The sequence below is a fragment of the Gottschalkiaceae bacterium SANA genome (genome assembly GCA_036323355.1).
Taxonomy (GTDB): domain Bacteria; phylum Bacillota; class Clostridia; order Tissierellales; family GPF-1; genus GPF-1.
Genome location: AP028876.1, coordinates 2,703,568 through 2,719,249 on the forward strand (window position 1 = coordinate 2,703,568; position 15,682 = coordinate 2,719,249).

Below are 15,682 nucleotides of genomic sequence, written 5' to 3' on the forward strand. Positions count from 1 at the left end.
CAACTCAAATAATGAAAGGATGTGTTTTTATGATTTATGTTGGCATCGATGTTGCCAAAGACAAGCACGATTGCTTTATCGTAAACTCGGATGGTGAAGTTATCAAAGATGTTTTTACTTTCAAGAACAATTTGGAAGGTTTCACGCAGTTTTTCTCTGCGATCCCCGATGTTCCTTTGGACAAAATAAAGGTGGGACTAGAAGCTACTGGTCATTACAGCATTAATCTCACGAATTTCATTAGCAATCATCACCTACCACTAGTAATTCTCAATCCGCTTCAAACCAACCTTTTCAGAAAAGCTCAAACGCTTAGAAAAAGCAAAACGGACAAGATCGATGCTAAACTTATCGCTTTAATGTTGCAAACGGGTAACTTCGAATCCCACACAAATTTATCATACCATCTGGCAGAATTAAAGTCACTCACTCGACATAAATCTAGAATTAAAGAAAATCTCTCCAAGTATAAAATTTCACTGGTACGAATGACAGATATTATGTTTCCAGAACTTGCTTCGGTTGTTTATTCGATCAATCAAACGTCGACCTATGCGATTCTAAGAGCTTTCCCGTCTACACAAGCGATTGCTTCTGCTCACCTTACCAAACTCACAACCCTACTGCATCATGCGTCTCATGGCAAATATGGCAAAATTAAGGCACTTGAAATCCGACAAGCTGCGAGAATATCCATTGGCTCTGAGAGCCGTGCACTCAGCTTTGAACTCATCCAGATCGTGCACTTTATCGAATACTACAAGCAAGAAATTGCTCAGATTGATAAAGAGATCAAATCTATCATGGATGAATTGGAAAGCCCGATCCTGAGCTTCCCAGGTATCTCTTATGGATTGGGATCTGTCATCCTAGCTGAGGTTGGCGATATTCGAAGATTCTCTTCTCCAGCTAAGCTGCTAGCCTTTGCTGGTCTGGAGCCCTCCACTCATGAATCAGGAAAATTTGTGGGATCGAACATGAGAATGGTAAAACGCGGGTCACCATATTTGCGATGGGCACTTCTTGAAGCTGCTAGACTCGTTGCTATGAGAGACCAAACTTTTAAAGACTATTATCAGAAAAAGAAAGCTGAAGGTAAGCATCATTATGTTGCTCTGTCTCATGTCGCAAAAAAACTTGTCCGTGTTCTTTACCACATTTTAGTCAATAATCTAACTTTTCAACCTCAAATTTAGTTATACCCATCGTCAATCTCATCCAGGAGTAGTTTGCTACTTCTAATTTGGTGTGCAAATTTTCTTGTTTCAATTCTTATGATAAATTACTCGAATTCTACTTGACTTCATATAGTTAGTCTTATTCCTAAATGATCCTCTTCACATCTGTAATGCTCTTTTATAAACATCATCACTTTTTACCATCAACTAAACAGTAAAAATGGCGTGCCTTCTCGCATATCCGAAAGGCACGCCATTTCTCCATTCACTCTTACATCGTTACTTCAATGTAGTCTGCACCTTCAAAAAACTCGATTACTTTCGCATTTTCAAGCTTTTTAAAATCTTCTTCGCTAACATTTGCGACAGGAATGTTAACACCATAAAAGCTATTCGCTATTAGTGGACCTGTCAGGATCACTGGATCGGTAATAATATTGATCATTGCCGCTGGCGCTGTCCCTAGCCGAGCCATTTCCATAATCATTGTACCGGCACCACTACTACCTCGACCAAACGGAAACATAAAAACTTTTCCAGCCATGGTCTTTCCAAAACCGCTGTGTCGTCGATCAGTAATCACACCATCGTTTACGTCAACACCACCCCAAAAACTGAATGAATCGGTTGCATAAAGAACCTCCGCCTTCGCACTACCTTTCAGTGCATAACTACAATTAATTCTTATTGTCTCCATGGTTTTGCCTCCTTAACAAGATATCCCGCAATTCCTGTTTCAATGCATTCCTTCAAACTTCCAAATACAGGTTGTATACCGGTAAGCCCAAAGCTATATGTTCCAAATTTACCGGAGTTCGACATCATCGTCTCAACACCTCGTTTTTTTGCTCTAAATTCAAGAGCACAGCCTTCCTTATATAACTTGATTCCAGCACGTCCTAATTCCTCATGTAACCCTGTATCATGAAGGCGATCTGCGGTATCTCTTCCGACCGTAATCCAAAATTCCATATTCTCATGAACACGTCTACCATTGAATAACTCAAGCACAAGTCTACAATCGTCATATGAGAAATGTGGACAACCAAGTGTCACAATATCAATCTCATGCGTTACCTCGTTATTGGTAAGTTGTTTCTCAGCCTTCACAAGATCCTCAAGTGTAATTGTTTTTACCTCTTTAGGTTCTTTACCGCCAAATGCCATTTCCATTGTTTGCGCCTCTGGCGTAATACCAATCAAATGAACCAATGCAATACCTCCTGAAGAGGCTGCTGTGGCACAGAAATCTCGAAGATTTTCATTTCTGTATTTTTTTGGCATGCCTTCCAGTGCCCACACTTTATCGCCTACAATAGAACCATACGCATATGCAACAAGAGCAAACATGCTATCATCCTCAAACCATTCCATTTTAATATCATCACCAAGCTTAACAAGACCCTCGGCATATCGATTTTCCTTGATATGCAATCCCGAGTAAGGCACTCGGCCAGCAATGCCACCAAGCAATTCCAATGGACCAGCATAACGATTTGTACGTGCGCCAATGATTGAGTTATAGTAGCAAATGACATTGGATTCCGCCGAAACAATTTGCTGTCCAAAAGAAGGCATATAGCATGATTGATATGGTGCACAAGTCCAAGTTGGAATAGCGCCCAAACACGTATGCGCTGACTCCATGCGCTTGATTGCATTCATGATTTTCGGTTCAAAACCTTGTTCATGCCATTTCTCCATGTCAATAGAACATGCATTGGTTGTCGTAGGCACAGCCATCTTGGCTCCCGAATTACCTAGCATCTCTACGAAAGCAGCTTGAGCCTCACCCATGTAAACAGCGTTGTCGCTATGACACAAGGTTACTTCAACAAATTCTTCAACACCTTGATGTTCCGCCAAGCCCATAAGAACTTCCAAGGCTTTTCTCTTCATTTCACCATGTTTGCCTTCAAGCATTTCTTGTTCATACTTTGTTAGTTTCATATTTCCCTCCATCATTCAGTTTCCTGTTATACTAACTTGCATAACTTAAAGTTCAATTATCTAACACATCTCATCATTGTCTCAGAATAACTTGTAATTTTGCGATCAGTCACCACAAAGCTCGATTAAGTTCGATTATCCCTTAATACAAACCGTTCGCTTTGCATTTCTTATCTCTACCGTGTCTTTCACTATCTATTCCCAAGCAATTTATAGATGCCAATAACCACTCGTTTAACTCACCTTTTCAATCCGTGCACTCTTTAGTTCTTCCAATTCTTTACGTAAATCTGCCTCGGTTTCAGCACTCTCTAAATAACACTCCTTCTGCCCTTTAAACGCTGCAATAAAGCACATGATCATAACAAAGGAAATCGGAAGTCCGACAATTACATATAACCCTTTAACAGAATTGACGCCCCCAGACGCAACTAGCAAGTATGCTGTCACTGCCATAATTAGGCCCATCACAATTTTAATGTTTTTTGGTGCCTCGTCTTCAACAGTCAAACCTCTCGTGCTAACAGTAGCAAGAACTGCAGCCATTGGATCAGCAAGTGTACTAAAGGATCCGAAAATTGCAACAAGGAATACAACTATCAAGACCTTACCAAAAGGTAGCGCGCCAAGAATTTGGAAAACCGCTGCCTGCATACCGAACTCATTTACAGCGCCAATAACATCTACCGCTCCTGAGTATTGCAAGCTGATTGTCATGCCACCAAAAACCATAATCCAAACCCAACAGAACAATGAAGGAACAACTACGTTTACCGCTACGAATTGTTTTACCGTTCTCCCCTTGGATAATCTGCTTAAAAACATACCGATAACCGGTGCATAGACAATAAACGATGCCCAGTACTGTACGATCCAATCTGCATACCATGTATCTTGAGGAGCCATTGCATTCATCATGAGTGTCTTAGAACCCCAATTATCAATGATACTTCCAACCGCTTCCGTACCGATCTTTGTAATAAATGCTGTATCGCCAAAAATAAAGACATATACCAACATTCCTATAAATACAGTGATTGTAAACGTAGAAACTCGTTTCAACCCTTTTGCAAGACCTGATACACAGGATAAAATGAAAATGACCGCTATAATGCTAGCAACGACAAACCAAACAATTGGAGACTGCTTAATGCCAAAAACCGATTCAACACCAGCCCCTATCTGCATAAGTCCAACACCCATCGAGTTCGCAACTGCACCAGTCAAACAAAATATTGTAAACCCATGGATCACCGTTTCAAGCCAAGGTATTTTTCGCCCAAATGAACTCTCAATAATTGTACCAAATGATAATTCTTTCTTCTTATTATAAACTGCAAGCGCAAATGCTACCGCACAAATACTATACATAGAATATTGGATAAACGACCAGTTCCACATAGCTTGAGATACTGCAAATATGCCTGCTTCTCTCGACATCGCTTCTACGCCAGCCGCAACCGGAGGTGAAGTGAAATGATAAATTGGTTCTCCCATTGCCCAGAATAATAAGCCGGTGCCAATACCTCCACAAATCGACATAGCAATCCAATGGAACATGCTAAATTCAGGTTTAGCATCAGATCCACCAATTTTAACATCACCATATTTCATCACTAGAATCACGAGCACTATCAAGACCGATAGCATTGCCAAAATATTGAAGTACCAACCTACATTTCCTGCCATGGCATAAAGCGTTTTATGTAAAAAAGACCCAACTTGTTCTTGAAAAAATACGCCACTTCCAATAAATAAAACTAACGCGACAAATGCCGGCCAGAATGCAGCTTTATTCAACGTTCCTTTTTTGTTACTTTGCATGGAATTCCCTCCAATTCTAATTTCCCATTCATTACTAAAAAACTACTCGATAAATGCAGTCATAGCCGCTTCGAGTGGTACATCTTTTGGTAAAGCCTCGACTTGAACAAGTACTCTTGTTGGCTTAAGGTCCCCGAAGAATTCAGAATATACCTCGTTTATTGCTGCAAAATCTGAAAGATCATTCACAAAAATATCAACCTTTGCGATATTTCCCTTCGTTCCTCCCCCTGCTTCGACAATTGACAGTAAATTATCTAATACAAGCTGCGTGGCTGCCTTAATTTCATAAACAAATTCACCATCTTTAGTCAGTGGAATTTGTCCTGAAGTGATAATCATATTGCCGAATTTCTTACCATGGCAATATGGTCCCAAAGCCGGCGATGCAGTTTTACTTGTGATCTGTTCTAATTTCATTTTTTTGCCTCCTTATTCTTCTATTTCGTCTCATCTCATTTACCATATTTTTTACTCATTTAACCCCCCTCCCATTAAATACACGTCCAACCGTGATGGATCTACGATAACAATCACTCGAAACGATTTAAATTTTATCTTTAAAAGCTAGCTTTGAAAACGTTTACCATTTGATGTGTTTTTTGCGGCTTGATATAATCACAAGCCGCAAAGAATTTCTTGCAGTTTCATTGCTATATGAATAAAGGGGTATTCATCCATTTATTATCTTCAATTTGTTAATTTTCTACTTCTGGCCTATTTGATCTCACCAAAAGAGTAATCCAAATCAAAGGTTGCACAACTTGCTTGCTCATCATATTTCTCTGCAAGCCGTTGCAGTTTGCTTACGTCTGTCTTACGTGTAATAAACACCAATGTTCTTGAATCTGCACTCTCTTCTTGCCAGATTCGACCTTGAAGCATTTCCTTAGCAGCATTTTCAAGCTCCGCCTTCTTTTCTGTAACAATGATCGAGAGACTGTCCACCTTGAATCCATACATCACTTTATTAATGACAATCACACAAATATAAAGATTGATCAAAGAATACAGCAATAGCTCCCAATTGCGTAAGAGCATCGATCCCACCAAAATAATTATAAAATCTCCAATTAATAAAATGTTTCCCATTGGAATATGTGGATATTTCTTTAGAATTAAGCGCCCCACAACGGTTGTCCCACCTGTCGTTCCACCGGCATCAAGCAACAAACCTAAACCAAGACCCATGACAACTGCGCCAAAAATCGATGCAAGCATCACATTTTCAGTAAATGGCTTCATGAAAGACCAGGCGTCAATTAATACAGATGAAAGAAAAACGGAATAGCCTGTATAAATAAGCAACTTTTTACCAATAACAATGGTTCCAATAATAACAAGCGGTACATTGATAATAATACTGAGCATGCCAATTGGAAAACCTGTTAACGCTTTTACTACAACTCCTATTCCCGTAACGCTACCGGGGATAATGTGCACTGGATCTATAAAGAGTACCACCGAAAGAGCATACAGTACACAACCAATTGTTAATTTTATTAATTCAATGCCTGTATTTTTATTAAATTGCATTTTGAACCATCCTGTTTTAAATTTGCTAATCCCTCAAATCGATACGAGCTTAAACTTTTTTTCTATCCTTCGTATGCGATTAACAAGCCGTCTGCAATGGACACACCATTTTCAGTAACGAATACGGGATTAATATCAAGTTCTTTTAGATACTCCTTGCCATTTGCTGCCATCTCACTTATATCGACCAGTAGCTTTCCAAGATCATCAACCTTACATACTGGTTTGCCACGATAACCGTTTAATAACGGATATGCTTTCAGCTCTTTAATCATAGCCATTGCTTGGTCATGAGATAAAGGTGCTGGTGCAAGCTGAATATCCTCAAAGAGTTCAACAAAAACACCACCCATGCCAACCATAATCATCGGTCCAAAATCTTCGTCATTGTTGACACCAATAATCATTTCCGCACCAGCGTCAAGCATTGGTTTTAACAATACGCCCTCAAGTTTAGCACCTGGCACATTCTTAGAACAGTTTGCAATAATCTCAGTGAATGCCGTTCTTAAATCATCATCGTCCTTAATATTCAGTTTTACGCCACCGACATCCGACTTATGAAGGATATCTACAGAGTTGATTTTCACTGACAATGGATAGCCAAGTTCCTTTGCCTTTTCCACCGCTTCTTCCTCGGTTGCTGCTACTGCCATTGGTGGCACTTCAACACCGTTTTCCTTGAGATAACAAAGACTGTCATACTCACTCATAGCACTGCTAGCAGGGTATTTTCTCACAGGAATTGCTGCTACCATATCCTCAAAGTCGAGGGTTGAAAAATCAAAAACATGCTTCATAATCTTGCACGCATAGTGACCAGTTGGCAATAATGGAACTCCTGCACGACACAAAATATTGGCAGACTCAACGTGACGAGTATGTTCAACAAATGGCATCCAAAAAATCGGTTTCATATTCTCTTCGGCGCGAACAATTTGTACAGCCTCAACCATATGTGTAATTGTATCATCCCAAATTTCCGGGGTAATCGTATAGTTCATGCAGATGGCATCAACATTTTCATCCTTAGAAATCGCACGAATTGCTTCACAAAGAACCGGTGTGTTGTAGCCAATGCCGGCGGTCATGTCAAAAGGATTATTAACCGAACCATATTCAGGAAGAAGGGCTTTCAAATACGCCTTTGTTTCCGCTTTATACTCTGCGAGATGCAGACCGTATTCTTCAGCCAAATCAGCTGTAACACCAGCCTCACCACCAGATACATTCATAAAAACAGTACGTTTACCTTTTGGCAACTCGTCTAGCCATGAAAGCGCAGCAGCCGTGCCCATTAATTCTTCTAAGTCCCCTACTTCAATAACCCCATAGCGTTTGAACATCGCTCTTATTACTCTATCTGAACCAGAAAGACTGCCCGTATGAGATGCCGCAATCTGTTGCGATTTATTGGACTTTCCCGTTTTTAAAATAACAATGGGCTTTTTCTTCTTTGCTGCCTTGCGGAAGGTTTCGATCAGCTGTGCAGGTTTAGTTACACCCTCCATATATGCTGCAATAACCGTAGTATCCTCATCATCAACAAGGAAATCGAGATAATCCTCAATCTTTACATTACAACTATTTCCAGAAGAAATTGCATAGCTAAAACCCATATTGGGACTATCCAGTCCACTGAGGACAATCTGTCCACTCTGCGAAATAAATCCGATATTACCCTTCCGATCACGTTCTTCAAAAGGAAATGCAAATGCAAAAACGCCGCTGATATAGTTTGCAAATCCAGCACAGTTAGGTCCCATAATTGCAATACCAAGCTTATTTGCTTCTTCTATAAGCTCTTGCTGACGTACCTGACCCTCTGCTCCAACTTCACTGTATCCACTGGCGAAAACGACCGCCCCGCCACAGTTTTTCTGTGCCGCATCCCGTAACAACGGTACAATTGTTTTCTGAGGTGTGCACAGAATAACCAGATCGATATCGTTATTAATATCTAGAAGAGAGCGATATGCCTTTCGGCCATATATCTCGTCACGTTTGGGATTCACAAGGTAAAGCTTATCTAAATTATTGGAAAACTTCAAATAGTTTCTTGTGGTGTCACCACCAAAACCGGCATTCTCACTTGCTCCTACAATCGCAATCGTGCGTGGTTTAATCAGTTTCGTAATATTCAAAAAATCATCCTCCCGCTAAATCTTCAATGCCCTTTCATAGCCCTTGTTGTAGCACTCTAGATTTTGCGCACTCGCTTTGCCTTTTTTTGCGAAATACTGATCTAAAGTTTCACCAAATTTCTTTTTATCCATCATTCCTGTTCCCTTGATCATGGCACCAAGTAAAGCCAGGTTTGCACCACGAGAATTTCCCATTTCATTTGCAATACCACTCGCCTCAACACCATAAACTTCAATATTTTCTGGAAACTCACATGTCGAGAACAAAGATTGATTAACAATAACCTTGCCACCATCTCGCATATCCCCAATGTATTTCTTGTAAGCATCTTCAGTCATTGCAAACAAGATATCAAATTTATCAGGATATGGCGTTCCAATTTCATCTTCCGAAACTACAACGCAACAAGCTGCTGTCCCACCGCGCATTTCAGCACTGTAAAACGAAGTCCATGAAACATTTTTATCATCAGCTGCTGCAATATCAATTAAAATTTTCCCAGCCGTCAAGACACCTTGACCTCCGGTACCCGCCATAATAATATCAGCCATTATTTTTCACCTCCCCGATCCTTATAAACACGTACAGGGAAAATCAACTCATTTTCTTTCTCAAGCTTGATCATTGAGTCAACTGGAGACATCTTCCAGTTTGTCGGGCAAGGAGAAAGAATTTCGATAATGGAAAAACCTTTCCCATCGCGTTGATTTTCAAAGCCCTTCTTCAACATCTTCTTTGTCTGATTAATATGCTTTGTGTCATATAATGCGCCACGCGCTGCATATTCAATATCAAAAGTTTCAATTATTTTCAACATATCGAACGGTTTACCAGCAGTCTTTTCGTCACGTCCCTTTACCGAACTGACCGTTTTGTCGCCTAGAAGAGTTGTTGCAGGGTTCATCTGGCCACCTGTCATACCAAAAATACCATTGTTAACAACAATCATTGTAATGGGAATATCCCGCATTGCCGTGTAGCAAGTTTCAGCTAGCCCGATCACGTATGAACAGCCATCCCCTGCGTGAACATATACATTTGCTTCAGGACGAACCTTCTTAATTCCAGTTGCAACAGCAGCACAACGACCATGAGGTCCTGCGATGCCATCACAGTTTAACGTGTCAATCGACCAATATGCACATGCAATATCGACAACCTGTACCGTCTTTTCAACAAGACCAAGCTCCTCGCAACATTCTGCAATCAATCTTTGGACAATCCCGTGGCCGCAGCCACCGCACCAGCCCACTTGCTGATTTATCATTTCAGGTTTCTTACGAATAGCCATTTAATACACCTCCAAAGCATTTTCGTTTCCAGCAAGTACACTCTTACAATACGCAACGAGCTCCTCGGTCTTGGGAACGTATAATGTAGAAAGATAACCATAAAGTGGTTTCGAAAATTTCGAAGCCATTTGAATATCGGGTGCCATTTGAGAAGAAATACTCATCTCAACCGTTACAAGTGCCTTGACGCTTTCAGGTATATTTTGAAAGGCTTGATCCGGATAAGGCCAAACGGTAATCGGTCGAATCAGACCTAGCTTAACGCCCTGAGCTCTCGCAGAACGAACCGCGGATTTACATACACGTGCAGATATTCCATAAGCAACTAAGATGAGTTCTGCATCCTCAACCATAAAGTCTTCCCAACGTTGCTCATTGTCGTAAATAGTCTTGAACTTATTGCGCATAAGTTCATTCCAAGCTTCATGACCGATTGTACGATCCATGTTCGTCACTTTAACCTTGGTCGCATTTTTCTCTTTATATCCAGTAATAGCCCAATCATATTTATCTTTGTCATGTTCAAGCGCATCAGGCAAATAACATTTTTCAATCATCTGGCTAATCGCACCGTCAGAAAGAATAATGGCTACCGTATTATATTTATCGGCTAATTCAAATGCTAAATAAGTAAGATCCGCACATTCTTGAACTGAACTAGGAGTCAAAACAATCTGCCTGCTATCGCCATGTCCTCCACCCTTTGTTGCTTCCCAATAACTGTCTTGACCTTCTGTGATTTCACCATCTCCAAGGCCGTAACGCATAACATCTGCCAACACTGCAGGTAGGTTATATGATGCCAAGTAGGAAATACCCTCTTGCTTCAAGTCATAACCCGGACCCGAAGAACTTGACATAACACGCTCACCGCAAGCAGCAGCGCCCCAAATCATACTCATACTTGCAATCTCAGACTCACCTTGGATAAATACTCCGCCTCGTTCCTCCATATGTGTCGACATATATTCCAAAATCTCACTCTGTGGCGTAATCGGGTAACCAGCATAAAAGCGGCAGCCTGCACGGAGTGCTCCTTCGGCAATTGCCTCGTTACCTTTCATTAGCGAATAATCTTTATTCATATTTTCCTCCCTTCCGTTTTATTCAACCGTAAATACATAGTCTGGACACATTACATAACACATGCCACAACCGATACACTTGTCTTCATCAATTCGAATAATTTCGTATCCCTTTTTGTTCACTTCGTGTAAAGGTTCAATGGCGTCGACAGGACAAACCCCAACGCACAACCGGCAACCTTTGCACAAACTAATATCCGCTTTTGCTATAGCCATTTTTTCCACCCTTTCAAAAATATTTTAATTATATAAGCGTTTCAAAATCCGTACTTTAAGCTCGTATTCTGTAATACTGTTACAGTTTATGCTTATGTATTACAAAAGTCAAGAATAAAATTTCATTATTTGTTCAAATATTTCAAAATTAACTTATATATTTTTGTTATTGCAGAATTCATTTCAAAATTATATAATTAGTTATGAATATAGGTATGAAAAATTACAGAAACCTATTTCTTCCGGAGGTATATATGAATAAAGAAACCACAAAATCTGATACAATACAATCTGTTGATCGCACTTTTCTAGTGCTTGAAACCTTATCCCGTATGGGGTCTCTCAGTTTAAATGATCTGCACAATGAACTTAAACTAAACAAAGCCTCGCTTTCACGACTAACACATACACTTGTCACAAACGGATATATTGAAAAGAATTCCGTTAACGGTAACTTTTCGCTTACCTTAAAGTCTTATGAGGTTGGTATCAGTGCAATTCAAAATCTTGATCAGATAAACTTAGTTAACTCGATTCTTGTCGATTTACACAAGGAAACTGGTCTTATTGCCCAATTTTCCGTTGAAGACAAGAACGAACTAATCTGTTTACAGAGCATCGGTCAAAAAAACTCCGCCTTCTCCGTCTATACAAATGTCGGTAAGCGATCTCCCCTCTACTGCACAAGTGCAGGAAAAGCTCTCTTAGCAACTTATTCGAATAGTGAAGTTATCGAAAAATGGGAGCAATTTAATGTAAAAGCATTTACCGAACACACCCACACGAATGTTCAAAGCCTCTTGCAAGATATTGGTGAAATCCGTCAAAATAACTATGCACTTGATATGGAAGAGAATGAATATGGTGTTTTTTGCATGGGTACCGTTGTAATAAAGCATACTCGCACACCATTAGGTGCAATTAGTATCAGTGGTACTAGTATGTCTACAGATGAAGAGAAACGACTAAGTTCTATTCTTCTTTCCTATTCACAAAGGCTGTCAGGGTTGCTTGGATATGTAAGTCATTCAGATATTTCAAGGTAATCAATAGTCTATATTTACAAAATAATCAGGATTCACCTTTAGTAACTTCATAAACGATAAGAAAACAAAAAACAGAGATCATCCATAGATGATCTCTGTTTTTTGTTTATTCTCATTAACTGTCTAAAAGTAATAATAATTACTTGGTTGCTTATGATACAGTTCACCGTACTTTACCTAACCCTAAAAAATTCGACCGCTCCTTGCATAATTCTTCCAGAAAGCTATCTTTACCTTTTTGCTCTTTTAAAAACCTGTATCATGACTAAGAAACAACTCAGCCACGATACAGGTTTTATTAAATTCATACTATTTATTCTTGCTTTTTTCAAGTTCTTCTAAAGCAATTTGATTTAGATTTTTTAATTTAAGTGCTGTTGGTGTTAAGCACAATCCACCACGAGCTGTACATCTAAGATCACTAGGTATCTTGCTACCGACAGATGCTGCAGTATCCACTACTTCATGAAATGGAATCACAGGATTGATACCGACAGTAGCTAACTCTGAAAATACGATCCCCATCCCTACAGCCACAAACATTCTTGATTGGCATGGGTTCTCATCTCCACCCGGAAAATAATCACATACAATACCAATAAATGACTGTAAGGCTAACGAGCAAGCCCATTCTACTTGTTTTGGTGTTCCACCCATCATTTCAGTTAATCCCGCCGCAATGAAGGAGCAAACCATTCCTGCATCACCTGCACATCCAATTGCCTCAGCAGTTGGATCGCAATTAGAATATGCAGTGGAACCTACTGCTGCAGCAACAAATAAACCTCTTAGTAGATCTTCATTAGAATAACCATGAATTTCTTTAACTGCTGATAAAGCCGCATATACATACCCACCTCCTGAACCTTGTGGTCCTGGTACGTAAAGCAATCCCGGGACAAACGGCTTACCTCCTAGCAAATACTTGTAAGCCAATCCAATCGTTGGTCCCGCTAAAAGGTCATTCCCTTTATTCACTCTAAATTCTTCGTACATTTTATAGTAGTCCGTTAGATAAGGGCGATAAAAGGATTCCATCTCCTCCTCATAAATTGCATGCGTTCTTCGATGCATTGTTGCAGCAACCGTTTTCTCCATGTATTCAATAACGTCTTCCCGACTCCAGCAAGAAGAATTCATTTCGTATTCAATAGCAATCTCCGACATCCTTTTATTTTGAGACTCAGCGAGCTTTCGCATGCCTTCTACAGTATTGAATAATTGTTCTTTCTTCTCACGTCTTGTCACTACCGGCAATACTGGATACATCACCGAAAACTCTAGATCACCAACAACATTCTTAATTTCCTTCTTATCTGGATTATAAGATGTACGGAACCAAAGCATCTTCCCTTTACTTTCTGCTCTTGAAATATCATGAGCATATATATCGAATTTCTCAATCATTGATCTTTCTAGTTCACTACCCTCTAGTTTGTCTTCTTTGTCAAACACACAAATTACAAAAGACTCACCAATTGAATGGAAGGGATAATCATTTACAATAACCGTTTCAATCATACCCCCACCTGTTGAATTTGCAACTAACGATACTACTCTGCCGCTTTTTCCCTTTAAAACAAATTTAATAGCATTTGGATGAGTACTTTCTTTCATGTCACTAAAACTAAAATTGAATTTGACACCTTTTTCTTCACAAACCTCTTTTGCTTCAAATAAAAACTCCCAATCTGGCAAATGACCCAAAGCTCCTGTCAATATTCCCAAATCTTCAGTCATCATACCAAACGTTCCACAAAAAGATCCATCTGGATCCATAATAGCGAGAATCTCACTCACTTCATCTTCCTCACCTAACAACGAATTACACATGTAACCCATTCTAGCTGGTCCAGCAGTATGCGTACTAGAACCAGGCTGCATAATTGGTCCAAATACATTGTTGAAAAAATCCGGATAATTTTTTACGTTCATCATTACTCTCCTTAAAGTTTATTATAAACCTGCTGCCTCATTATTTTCGACTACCTCATCTGTTAATTTCACAAAACCATTTGGCAACATTGAAACCAAGACCGCAAAGATCGGGGTTACCCATAAGAAAAATGCAAATGGTGCATATTTTAATACCGGAACACCCGTCACTTGTGACATGTAGATAGCAGTACTTGTCCATGGAATAATACCCATGATTAAAGCCCCTACTGATTGAGACACGGCCGCAACATTTATAGATGCATATCCACTATCGTTATACTTCTTCTTCATCAGATCACATGGTAGTATCAGTGTCATATATGAATCACTAGTTGCTAGAGCTGTTACCAATCCTGTTGAAACTGTAGCAAGTGCCAGGCCGCCTTTTGATTTGATCTTCGAAAATAACGTTTCCACAATAACTTGAAGTGCACCAATCTTAATAATTGCCCCAGCAAAAGCCAATGCCGTAAACATCATTACAATTGCGCCAGACATCATCATCATCCCACCACGATTTGTTAAAGATTGAAGGATTGGTGACACCTCTGCTGTAGCTATCGTTGAAATATTAAATCCTCTATACATCGTATTAATCGCAAATGAGAGATCAAAATTATTCATTATCATGCCAATCATCACTGCTGTCAATCCAGAAAGAATCATTGTAGGTAAAACGGCAATCTTTTTAATACTCAAGAAAACAAGTAGCACTAATGGCAATAAAACTAATGGACTTGTATTGAAATACTCAGCGATTTGATTTTTAATTCCACTTACCTGCTCTAACGATGATACACCTGCACTACCAGTAAATCCGAAAAGCGTATAGACAACAATACAAAATAGTATTGTTGGTGCCGCATATCTCATACATCTTCTTATAACAGACATTACATCCGTATTTCCTTCTGTTGTTGCCAAGTTTGACATATCTGACATCGGTGATAAAATTTGGCCAATATGAACGCCCGATACAACCGCACCTGCAACCATAGGCATTGATACACCTTGAGCATTCGCTAAACTGATCATTACAACACCCACTGTACCTGCAGTCCCCCATGAAGTCCCAATAATTGCTGCAACAACTGCACTAATAATAAATGATAAAACAATAATGAATGAAGGATTAATAATGTTTAGCAAATAATATACCATGACTGGTATTGTTCCTGAAAACATCCATGTTCCAATAATAAAACCAATTGTTATCAATATATACGTTGTTCCAGCAAGAGTCTTTGCTTTTTCTACCATTCCCTCTTCTAATTCATTCCAAGAGTATCCGCATCTTAGCCCAATTAGACATACCCAAACTGTAGAAATCATTAAAAACGGTATCGCACTTAATCCCTTCATTGCTCCAAAACCAACTGAAGCTAGTAATATTAGCATTGTTGAAAAGGCTTCAATTTTACTTGGCGCTCGTTTTCCCATCTGTTTCTTCATTATACATCCTCCTTTTTCTC

The 15,682-nt window shown here is 39.5% G+C and carries 14 protein-coding genes; 2 read left to right on the forward strand and 12 right to left on the reverse strand.

Annotated features, from left to right (window positions below; genetic code table 11):
• Positions 1-29 precede the first annotated feature (29 nt).
• Complete coding sequence (locus AC25CA_RS13265; protein ID WP_486814187.1) at positions 30-1,196, forward strand: IS110 family RNA-guided transposase; 1,167 nt, start codon at positions 30-32, stop codon at positions 1,194-1,196.
• A 253-nt stretch (positions 1,197-1,449) separates the two neighbouring features.
• Here the strand turns inward: AC25CA_RS13265 and AC25CA_RS13270 are convergent, their stop codons facing one another.
• The 10 genes from AC25CA_RS13270 to AC25CA_RS13315 all read right to left on the reverse strand — a co-directional run bounded on the left by AC25CA_RS13270 (position 1,450) and on the right by AC25CA_RS13315 (position 11,226).
• A complete protein-coding gene (locus AC25CA_RS13270) occupies positions 1,450-1,875 on the reverse strand; it encodes an aconitase X swivel domain-containing protein (RefSeq protein ID WP_486814309.1) in 426 nt (141 codons plus the stop codon).
• Positions 1,863-3,128, reverse strand: a complete 1,266-nt coding sequence (locus tag AC25CA_RS13275) for an aconitase X (RefSeq protein WP_486814310.1) — start codon at positions 3,126-3,128, stop codon at positions 1,863-1,865. Before AC25CA_RS13275 ends, AC25CA_RS13270 begins: the two co-directional genes overlap by 13 nt.
• Before the next feature lie 234 nt (positions 3,129-3,362).
• Complete coding sequence (locus AC25CA_RS13280; RefSeq protein ID WP_486814311.1) at positions 3,363-4,952, reverse strand: BCCT family transporter; 1,590 nt, start codon at positions 4,950-4,952, stop codon at positions 3,363-3,365.
• Between the two features lie 42 nt (positions 4,953-4,994).
• Positions 4,995-5,372, reverse strand: coding sequence for a RidA family protein (locus AC25CA_RS13285; protein WP_486814312.1), 378 nt, complete (start codon positions 5,370-5,372; stop codon positions 4,995-4,997).
• Between the two features lie 297 nt (positions 5,373-5,669).
• Complete coding sequence (locus tag AC25CA_RS13290; RefSeq protein WP_486814313.1) at positions 5,670-6,488, reverse strand: YitT family protein; 819 nt, start codon at positions 6,486-6,488, stop codon at positions 5,670-5,672.
• 62 nt (positions 6,489-6,550) lie between these two features.
• Positions 6,551-8,632, reverse strand: coding sequence for an acetate--CoA ligase family protein (locus AC25CA_RS13295; RefSeq protein WP_486814314.1), 2,082 nt, complete (start codon positions 8,630-8,632; stop codon positions 6,551-6,553).
• Positions 8,633-8,647: 15 nt separating this feature from the next.
• On the reverse strand, positions 8,648-9,184 hold the full coding sequence (locus AC25CA_RS13300) for a 2-oxoacid:ferredoxin oxidoreductase subunit gamma family protein (RefSeq protein ID WP_486814315.1): 537 nt from the start codon (positions 9,182-9,184) through the stop codon (positions 8,648-8,650).
• On the reverse strand, positions 9,184-9,924 hold the full coding sequence (locus AC25CA_RS13305; RefSeq protein ID WP_486814316.1) for a thiamine pyrophosphate-dependent enzyme: 741 nt from the start codon (positions 9,922-9,924) through the stop codon (positions 9,184-9,186). The genes AC25CA_RS13300 and AC25CA_RS13305 overlap by 1 nt, the downstream gene beginning before the upstream one ends.
• Positions 9,925-11,010, reverse strand: coding sequence for a 3-methyl-2-oxobutanoate dehydrogenase subunit VorB (vorB, locus tag AC25CA_RS13310; protein ID WP_486814317.1), 1,086 nt, complete (start codon positions 11,008-11,010; stop codon positions 9,925-9,927).
• 18 nt (positions 11,011-11,028) lie between these two features.
• The gene (locus AC25CA_RS13315; RefSeq protein WP_486814318.1) at positions 11,029-11,226 is read right to left on the reverse strand and encodes a 4Fe-4S binding protein; all 198 of its coding nucleotides are present in this window, start codon (positions 11,224-11,226) and stop codon (positions 11,029-11,031) included.
• 254 nt (positions 11,227-11,480) lie between these two features.
• Here AC25CA_RS13315 and AC25CA_RS13320 point away from each other — a divergent pair, with 254 nt between their 5' ends.
• Complete coding sequence (locus tag AC25CA_RS13320) at positions 11,481-12,272, forward strand: IclR family transcriptional regulator (protein ID WP_486814319.1); 792 nt, start codon at positions 11,481-11,483, stop codon at positions 12,270-12,272.
• A 309-nt stretch (positions 12,273-12,581) separates the two neighbouring features.
• On the opposite strand, the gene AC25CA_RS13325 is transcribed toward AC25CA_RS13320, so the two are convergent.
• Both AC25CA_RS13325 and AC25CA_RS13330 read right to left on the reverse strand, forming a co-directional pair.
• On the reverse strand, positions 12,582-14,210 hold the full coding sequence (locus AC25CA_RS13325) for an L-serine ammonia-lyase, iron-sulfur-dependent, subunit alpha (protein WP_486814320.1): 1,629 nt from the start codon (positions 14,208-14,210) through the stop codon (positions 12,582-12,584).
• 18 nt (positions 14,211-14,228) lie between these two features.
• Positions 14,229-15,662, reverse strand: coding sequence for a Na+/H+ antiporter NhaC family protein (locus tag AC25CA_RS13330; RefSeq protein WP_486814321.1), 1,434 nt, complete (start codon positions 15,660-15,662; stop codon positions 14,229-14,231).
• Between the last annotated feature and the right edge of the window lie 20 nt (positions 15,663-15,682).

What these genes read in the sequence shown, in the direction of transcription:
- AC25CA_RS13285 (WP_486814312.1), bottom strand. Translation starts at nt 5,372, where the DNA reads ATGAAATTAGAACAGATCACAAGTAAAACTGCATCGCCGGCTTTGGGA.
- AC25CA_RS13315 (WP_486814318.1), bottom strand. Translation starts at nt 11,226, where the DNA reads ATGGCTATAGCAAAAGCGGATATTAGTTTGTGCAAAGGTTGCCGGTTG.
- AC25CA_RS13300 (WP_486814315.1), bottom strand. Translation starts at nt 9,184, where the DNA reads ATGGCTGATATTATTATGGCGGGTACCGGAGGTCAAGGTGTCTTGACG.
- AC25CA_RS13280 (WP_486814311.1), bottom strand. Translation starts at nt 4,952, where the DNA reads ATGCAAAGTAACAAAAAAGGAACGTTGAATAAAGCTGCATTCTGGCCG.
- AC25CA_RS13265 (WP_486814187.1), top strand. Translation starts at nt 30, where the DNA reads ATGATTTATGTTGGCATCGATGTTGCCAAAGACAAGCACGATTGCTTT.
- AC25CA_RS13305 (WP_486814316.1), bottom strand. Translation starts at nt 9,924, where the DNA reads ATGGCTATTCGTAAGAAACCTGAAATGATAAATCAGCAAGTGGGCTGG.
- vorB (WP_486814317.1), bottom strand. Translation starts at nt 11,010, where the DNA reads ATGAATAAAGATTATTCGCTAATGAAAGGTAACGAGGCAATTGCCGAA.
- AC25CA_RS13290 (WP_486814313.1), bottom strand. Translation starts at nt 6,488, where the DNA reads ATGCAATTTAATAAAAATACAGGCATTGAATTAATAAAATTAACAATT.
- AC25CA_RS13275 (WP_486814310.1), bottom strand. Translation starts at nt 3,128, where the DNA reads ATGAAACTAACAAAGTATGAACAAGAAATGCTTGAAGGCAAACATGGT.
- AC25CA_RS13270 (WP_486814309.1), bottom strand. Translation starts at nt 1,875, where the DNA reads ATGGAGACAATAAGAATTAATTGTAGTTATGCACTGAAAGGTAGTGCG.
- AC25CA_RS13320 (WP_486814319.1), top strand. Translation starts at nt 11,481, where the DNA reads ATGAATAAAGAAACCACAAAATCTGATACAATACAATCTGTTGATCGC.
- AC25CA_RS13330 (WP_486814321.1), bottom strand. Translation starts at nt 15,662, where the DNA reads ATGAAGAAACAGATGGGAAAACGAGCGCCAAGTAAAATTGAAGCCTTT.
- AC25CA_RS13325 (WP_486814320.1), bottom strand. Translation starts at nt 14,210, where the DNA reads ATGATGAACGTAAAAAATTATCCGGATTTTTTCAACAATGTATTTGGA.